Origin of the sequence: Dolichospermum sp. UHCC 0259, from assembly GCF_009711935.1 — a bacterium.
GTDB lineage: Bacteria > Cyanobacteriota > Cyanobacteriia > Cyanobacteriales > Nostocaceae > Dolichospermum.
This window is the reverse complement of sequence record NZ_VIKX01000157.1, coordinates 1-8,504: the sequence shown is the minus strand read 5'-3', so window position 1 is coordinate 8,504 and position 8,504 is coordinate 1. Positions and strand designations below refer to the sequence as shown.

Annotated in this window: 3 protein-coding genes and 1 pseudogene; all 4 read right to left on the bottom strand. The window is 39.7% G+C overall.

Annotated elements, in window-relative coordinates; all coding sequences use genetic code 11:
- Window positions 1–638: 638 nt before the first annotated feature.
- Complete coding sequence (locus FJR05_RS12395; RefSeq protein WP_168644375.1) at window positions 639–4,850, bottom strand: DEAD/DEAH box helicase; 4,212 nt, start codon at window positions 4,848–4,850, stop codon at window positions 639–641.
- Window positions 4,851–5,144: 294 nt separating this feature from the next.
- Window positions 5,145–6,434, bottom strand: a complete 1,290-nt coding sequence (locus FJR05_RS12390) for a Glu/Leu/Phe/Val dehydrogenase (protein WP_168644373.1) — start codon at window positions 6,432–6,434, stop codon at window positions 5,145–5,147.
- A 304-nt stretch (window positions 6,435–6,738) separates the two neighbouring features.
- Entirely contained in the window at window positions 6,739–8,010 is a 1,272-nt protein-coding gene (locus FJR05_RS12385; protein WP_168644372.1) for a pitrilysin family protein, read from the bottom strand.
- A 14-nt stretch (window positions 8,011–8,024) separates the two neighbouring features.
- A pseudogene (locus FJR05_RS12380) lies at window positions 8,025–8,450 on the bottom strand (M16 family metallopeptidase); the annotation flags it as partial.
- Window positions 8,451–8,504: the final 54 nt, after the last annotated feature.

Sequence of the window (8,504 nt, the reverse complement as noted above, 5' to 3'; positions counted from 1 at the left end):
TTTTCTCCATAAAAGAGGCGCAAGAGCCAAGCAGGAACTTCCCAATCATCATGTCCAAAATGCTCACAGTTTTCTGCAATTATTCCCGCAAATATTTCTCCAAAATAACCCTGAAGAGTTATAATGTTGAGACTTTCAGGATAACCTTTACATGGTTCTGTTTCTGGAAAATCACTAAAGGGAGCTAGAGGATTTCCAGCTAATTTACGAAGACGAAAGCGAGCATCTTCATGAGCTTTTTGAACAATTGATATGAATTCATCAAGAATTACATCTCGTTGGCTTTTGTCTTCTTTAAGTAGACGATGTGTATATTGCTTATCTTGAGATTCAGTTACTGAGTTTGATAACCAGTTTGATATACCATGAAATTTAGTAAATTTTCATCGTTCCATCACTATACCGAATTTAACTCTATTTTTACCAGATTTTTTGCAATTCTAGGGGTTTGTAAAAATATTAAAAGCTAAGTATCACATACTATGTTCGATTAAACTTATTATTAGTTAATATTCCCTATAAAAATGTGATATAGATCACAACAATACCTCTTTCGGGAAATAGTGTGCAAAGTTCTTATTCTTTCTATTCCAGCAAGCGATCGCCTTCCCCACTACCATCGCCTAATACCTAAAAAGTTAACCTTCATGAATTAATTGCAGCAAAGCCTCAGTTGATATCTTACCACTCATATCAGTACCTTCCAAGAGACTATCCGCCAAATCTCGCTTGTGGTGATGCAATTCCACAATCTTATCCTCAATAGTATCCTTAGCCACCAAGCGATAAATTGTTACCGGACGTTGTTGTCCAATCCGGTGAGCGCGGTCAGAAGCTTGATCTTCCACAGCAGGATTCCACCAAGGGTCTGTATGGATAACGTAATCAGCAGCAGTCAAATTGAGTCCTGTACCCCCTGCTTTCAAACTAATGAGAAAAACATCCCCATCCCCAGCTTGAAAGGCATCTACGCTTCTTTTCCGTTCTGCCATTGGGGTACTACCATCTAAATATTGATATTTAATCCCTTGCTTCTCCAAATAATCGCGGATGATATGCAAATGGTCAACGAACTGACTAAACACCAAAGCCTTATGGCGATTTTCTAAAAGTTCACCCAGCACCTCACCAAAAAGCTGTAACTTAGAACTAGATAACTCAGTATCAGGCATCACCAAACTAGGATTACAGCAAGCGCGACGCAGTTTCATTATCTCTGCTAACACTTGTAAATGTTTTTGTCCTGCATCTGCATTACTTTCAGTTAGTTTAGATATAGCTTGACGACGCAAAGCTTCATAAAATGCTTTTTCTTCTCGACTCAATTCTACATGAAGCAGAATTTCAGTTCGAGAAGGCAATTCTGACAACACCTGATTTTTTGTGCGTCGTAATAAGAATGGTTGAATCAGTTTTTTTAGTTTATTACGTGCTTGTTTATCTTGATATCTCTCAATAGGATTTGCAAAGCGTTGATTAAAGCTTTCAAAAGAACCTAATAAGCCAGGATTAATAAACCGAAATAAATTCCACAATTCACCTAAATGATTTTCAATAGGAGTCCCCGTAGTCAGCAGTTTAAAATTAGCTTTCAGGTTCATAGCTGCCTGAGAACGTTTAGTAGCCATATTTTTAATTGATTGGGCTTCATCTAACACAATCGTTTGCCACTGCACTTGAGCAAGCATTTGAGATACCTCTTCCTGCTGTAATAAACCATAACTACAGACCAACATATCCAACGGTTGTAAACCATCTAATAATTTTTGACGGTTCGCGCCAGAAAATTGCAGAATATTTAGAGTTGGGGCGAATTTTTGCGCTTCACTTACCCAATTCATGCACACAGAAGTAGGAGCAATAATTAAAGTTGGTCCATGATGGGCATTTCTAAGAATGACTGCTAATGCTTGTACAGTCTTACCCAATCCCATTTGGTCAGCTAAACAAGCACCTACACCCCAATGTGCTAAACGTGCTAACCAACAGAAACCATCCATTTGATAGTCGCGTAATTCAGCTTGAAACGTAGACGGGAGTTCTGGTTGCAGGTCTTGCACTTCCTTGAGTTTCTGGATATGTTCCTTCCAATGTTTATCTGCTTTTAGTTTACCTACCTCGTCTACAAAATCCTCTAACCCTAATGTAGCCAAGGGGTGAAAACGCATACCTTTACCATGTTTGTCAGAAAACATCCGCAATTCGTCGAGACGTTTACGAAATGCTTGGGTTAACGCCAGAAATTGACCGTCACCCAGGGGAATAAACCGGCTGGGGGTTTTTTCCAAAAGTGCGAGAAGTTGCTGCATATCTAGCACCAGGTCGTCATTTAATTTTAATTCACCAGTGGCTGCAAACCAATCTTGTTGACGTTGAATTGATAAATTAAAGTCTTTCAAGTCTGCATTGTGACTAACCCGCAGTTTTTCCCCTTCTGGCCAAGCCATGACGACACTGTTTCCCAGTGTTTGCAGTTCTAGCAGCAGTTCTAAACAATCTTCTGCTTCTTCTATTGCCCATTCACCATCTTGTTCTTCAATTCGCGTTAAGGTAGGACAGGCTTCTATAACAGCTTTAGCAAGTTGTTTCTCTTCTGCTAAATTGCGTTTGGTGTGCAGACGTTTACCTTCAATTTCGGCAATGACTGTTTCACCACCTGCACCGGGACGGAAGTAGGGTCCACCTTGGGTAAAAGGACGGGATAACAGGGTGATTTTCAAGCCGGAATTGGCAGGTAAGAGGTGAATATGGGGTAAGGTTTGGGCGGGGACTTCTTCGGCATTTTCTAGTCCGCCACCGATGTCAGAATGAACGGTAACGATGCCAGAAACGGCATTGATAGCTGCTAAAACTTGCTTTTCGGCGATCGCAGGGACGTTTAATTTGTTATCTTTACCAATAATCTCGGCAATGCGTCTGTGTTCAGCTTTAATTTCAATAACTTTAATGCGGGTAGGGGTTTCTTTAATATGCAGAATATTCTGTGATTCTGGTAATTTGGGCGCAAATTCTAAGGTAAGACGACCTTGTTTTTCTTTTTTCACCAGTAGTTCCGGTTCTCCTTTGACGATTTCTACCCGGATATTAGGCGTATCTTCCCAAAAAACTACTGGGTGTCCAATTAATGCCAAGATGGCTTTTTCGTTGAACATATAGTCAACTTTGCCATAATAGCCCTCACTATATGCCTCAATACAACCACAGACCCGCATATCTTGGGGTGTGACGTAATCAAACTCAGCTAATCCACTGCTAAGACGTTTAAGGGCTATGGGACGACCTTTACTCCATTCTCCTTTAGCATTAACTTTTTGTTCCTTGGGTTGCAAGACACATCTGCTGGGATAGAAGGTAATGAACCATGCTAAACGCAGTTCTGATTCTGGTTTAACCGGGGTTTGTGGTTGTTTTTGGATATTTGCGAGGGCATTGAGGCACATTTCCCAATCTGTTTGGGGTTGGATTACATCTACGATGGTTTGAATGCCGCTATCTTCTCTTAGTGCTGCTGCTTGTTGTTTATAGTTGCTGCTGGGTTTGAGTCGGGATAGGAGTTCAGCGGTTTCCATTGCCAACCAATGATGACAGGATGCGAGCGATCGCCTATATAATGGTTCTAGTATATCAGGTAATTTTTTCTTAGCACTCTCAGCATCCATCCAGTAAAGGCACAGAGAACAAAACAATGTTTGTAAGCTATTTTCTTCTTCCACCGAAGCAATATAGGCACTTACTACAAGTTCTTTTTGAGTAATATCACCTTGCTGGATTTGCAGTACCATTTTCAGTCTGGCATAAATAAACGTGATCCAATGATCTGATTCACGGGACATTAATGTGGCATACTCTTCTGCTTCTTTGAGGCGTTCTGCTGAACCATCTTTTAACAATGCTAGGATAAAAAATAAGCCGCCAATTGTATTAAAATATATTTGGCGTTTGCCTGTGGCTTTTTTTATAGCTTTGAGGGCATCTGTATAATATTTAATGGCTTGTTCATTTTCACCTCGAACAAAATTCAACCAACCCCAATAAATAGCAGCGTTATTTTGATTTTCTTCTGATACACTTTCTAAAATTTCTTGTGCATCTTCAGTATCACCCCTTAACAGTAATTGTTCTGTCAAAATCAGATGTAGATAATCTGAAGCATATTTTCCATTTTCATAACATTCTTCGTCTAGCATCATAAACGCATCTTCACAGTTAACCAATTTTAAGGTTGAATTGAAGAGGATGCTAGATATACCACGTTCATATAATTCTTGTGGTAAGGTCTTAAACCAATTTTCGTCAAATGGGTTATTGCATATCTGCTCAAAAATATTTTCTATGACTATTTTTTCTGTATGATTACTGTGATTTTGGTAATCTTCAATTTGCTTATTAATAAAATTAAGGTCTTGGCGGTAAAGACCAATGCGGATTTCTCTGATACACTGGCCAAGACTGCGGAACATCCGCGATTTCTTGTTCCAGTGATTACTTACAGGTAGTTTTTCCTCTACGGCTTTAACTAATATATCGAAAGTCCCTGTTTCTATTGCATGACGAGTAGCAATTTCTGTGAGTAACGGATTGCATTCAGGACCTAACTTGTTTTCCTTAACTAGCAAAAGTGCTATTACCAATTTTTCAATTTGGTAATTGAGGGTTGTAGTAGTCCAAGGTCTATTCTTTTCGTCTAAGGCAGCAGTTTGGGAAATACAACTGAGGAATGAACCTTTGTCTATCGGTGTATAAATTACCGAAAACAATTGGATAATCTTTTGGATAGCAGGGGATAAATCGAAGTATTTTTTAGTGAGTTGTGTTTGTAGTTGGGTGGAATTAGGGTTAAAATCAGGCATGGTGCTAATAATTGATACCGTTCTTAGGTATCTGGTGTAGATGTGCCAAAGCTGTAGAGCTTTTTGGTGGAATATATATTACCTTTTAGGTTATCAGATACATTGCTAGATTTTTTCAAAGTTTGGATCATTAAACAGACTTCAATGTAATTATGAGTGCAAAGGTCTGGTTGTAGTTTTTGTGGGAGGCTGCAAGAGGTAATATCGTTCAGCCAACGGATTGTATAAAGGTGCGTTAGGTTCAATCCATAACACACCCTAATTAAGCTAAATTAAACTAGATTGCAGATAAAACTAAGGATACAAACCCCGATCATTTAAAGCCTGCGCGACTCGACCTACACCCAAAGTATAAGCAGCTAATCGCAGATTTACCCTCCGTGCTTGCGACTCATGAATCACCTTGCGGTAAGCCTGAACCATCAAATGTTCCATTTCCCGATTGACTCTTTCTTCGTCCCAGAATAGGTAAGAAAGACCTTGTACCCATTCCAAATAACTGACCACCACACCCCCAGCATTGGCTAAAATATCCGGTAACACGGTAACACCTTTGGCTTCTAGAATGCGGTTAGCTTCCAAAGTAACAGGTCCATTAGCAGCTTCTGCGACAAATTGGGCTTTGATTTGATGGACATTTTCTGCGGTAATTTGGTTTTCCAAAGCGGCAGGAATCAGGACATCACAAGGTAAAGTTAATAAGTCTGCATTACTAATGGGTTTTGCTTGGGGAAATCCCACCACACTGCGGCGGTTTGCAGTAGCGTATGCTTTGACAGCGGGAATATCAAGACCATTTTCGGCAAAGATACCCCCACTAGCACTGGAAACAGCGATAATTTTTGCTCCTTCTTGGTGTAGCAATTCGGCGGCTGCCCCGCCTACATTACCGAAACCTTGAATTGCCACCCTGACTCCTACTAGAGATTTACCATGATCTGCGATCGCTTCACGAACAATAATCATCACACCGCGTCCAGTCGCCATGTCTCGTCCCAGCGAACCACCAATAGATAAAGGTTTACCTGTAACTACTCCGGGGACAGAATGACCAACATTGACAGAATAAGTATCCATCATCCATGCCATTTCCCGCGCCGATGTTCCCATGTCTGGGGCGGGTATATCTACAGATGGTCCAATATCTTTAATTAATTCGCTAATATAACGGCGGCTAATGCGTTCTAATTCCCCCACACTGAACTTTTTGGGGTCTATGGGAATTCCCCCTTTGCCACCACCGTAGGGAATACCTAACAATGCACATTTCCAAGTCATCAGCATAGCTAGGGCGGATACTTCTCGTAATGTCACTGCTTCATGGTAGCGAATACCACCTTTATAGGGTCCTAAAATATCGGAATGTTGTACCCGATGTCCAGCAAAAACCCGCACTTCCCCATTGTCCATTTTTATGGGAATGGAAACTGTGACAACTTTTCGAGGGTGACTGAGTATTTCTACGATACCTTGATCTAATTTTAATTCTTTAGCAGCCCATTCTAAATAGCTACAGGCTTGATCATAAGGGCAAATATGCGCTGGAGAATGATTTTCTATAAGTGGGAGAGACGTTGTCACCATAATACCTACTCCTCATCACCGTATGTTTGTGAACCGGATTGATATTGTTAGCTTACCCTCTTTTTTGGAAAAAATATCAATTTTGTAGTTTCTGTTACAATTTTATTTTAAGTTATATGCTGTGAGACGCTTGGGCAAATACACTGCAAAAATATCTAAAATTTTGATGACTGGGTTGGGTGACGCAGAAGTTGTTACCCAACCTATACTAAACTAATTAGGGCTATGAGGTAGGGGCGCAGTCCCTGCGCCCAATCAGGATTAATACGCCACGCTACGCTATCAGCAAACCATATTTAAGGTTTTAGAAAGTAGCCGTCTGAATGGCTTCTTCTGGTCCAACTAAAGACAGATAAGGTGCTTGTAAATATTTACGAGCGGCGGTAATTGCTTCAGTTGCAGTCACATTATTAATTAATTCGGGAAACTTTTGATCAAATTCAATTCCTAAACCTAAAATTTCATACCAGCCATATATTTGAGCAATATGTCCATTAGTTTGTTTACCCAAAGCATATTGACCGATAATTTTGTTTTTAGCAGTTTGTAATGCTTCTGCTGATAGTTCGGTGGTACATAATAATTCTACTTCTTGGCGGAGTCCATTAAAAGCAATTTTGGTATTTTCCGGTGCAGTGCCAATATAAACTACAAAGGAAGCGGGAAAAAGTCGAGTTGAATAAATAGCAGATACGTCATAAGCTAAACCTTGCTTTTCTCGTAATTCTACAAATAAACGACTAGAAAGACCATTGCCTAAATAGGTAGCAAGTAACTTGAGAGCCGCATATTCTGGGTTAGTTACTGATGGTCCTAAATAACCCAACATGATAATTGATTGTTGTGTATTTAGGGGTTTAAGACAGGGTTTAGGTAATGCGGTAATTGACGGTAAATTAAGAGTAGGTTGAGCGGAATCTGGTATTTCCCAATCACCAAAAATTGTTGTGACTAATTTCTCAGCTTGTTCTGCTGTAATCCGTCCAGCAATACTAATTACAATATTATCAGGACGGAAATGAGTTTGATGATATTCTACTAAGTCAGCACGGGTAATGCTACTCATGGTTGTTTCATCACCTAAAACTGACATCGAGTAGGGATGATTTGGGTACATTACCTGACGCAGTTGTTCAAAAGCCAGGTTAAAAGGCTGCTCCTTTTGGGAACGAATATCTTGGATTGCTAACCGCTTTTCTAGTTCTACTTGATTTTCGGGAAAAGTAGGCGATCGCAATAATTGTCCGGCTAATGTTAAAATATCAATAAAATCAGCAGTTACAGTTTTCAAAGATAGCACAAAATAATCTGTAGCCGCATCTGTCCCTAAACTAGCTCCCACCGATTCGACTTTTTCCGCAATTTCTAAACTCGATAAACCATCACATCCCTTTGTCATTACCGCCGATAACAAATGCGCTAAACCAGCTTTTTCTCGATGTTCATAACAACTACCAGCGCGAATAAAAATCCGTCCCGCAATAATATCAGCAGCTTGATTTTCTGAGACTAATAAAACAATGCCATTACTTAATACAGTGCGATGAATGAGAGAGCGACTATTAATAGTTTGCATTTTTCACTTAATAATTAACAAGGTTGGAGAATTGTCACAGCATAATTAGCTGTTGAAAGATATTGTTGAGCTAATTTTTGCAGTTCTTGAGCATTGAAAGACTGGATTTCTTGAGGATAGGTAACAGCTAATTCAGCATTAGCAATGGTATGATAATAACCATAAAAATTAGTTAGCTGATTTGGTGTCTCCGTAGAAAAGGCATAATCATTACATAAAAACCTTTGAATCCGATTGAGTTCTGACGTGCTAATTTCTTGATCTTGTAATGCTTGTAAATGATTACAAATCAACTCTTCAACTCGTTCCAGATATTCTGATTCTAACCAAGCTGTAATTGTCAGTAAACTTGATTCTTTCTGTAACGAGAAATCACAGCAAATGTCCTGTACAAGTTGCTTTTCTTCCCGCAAATCAGATACTAACCGAGAAATTCTCCCGTAGTTTTTCACTCTCCCCCCACTTTCGAGAGTTTATAGGGTAGGTAGAAGTAG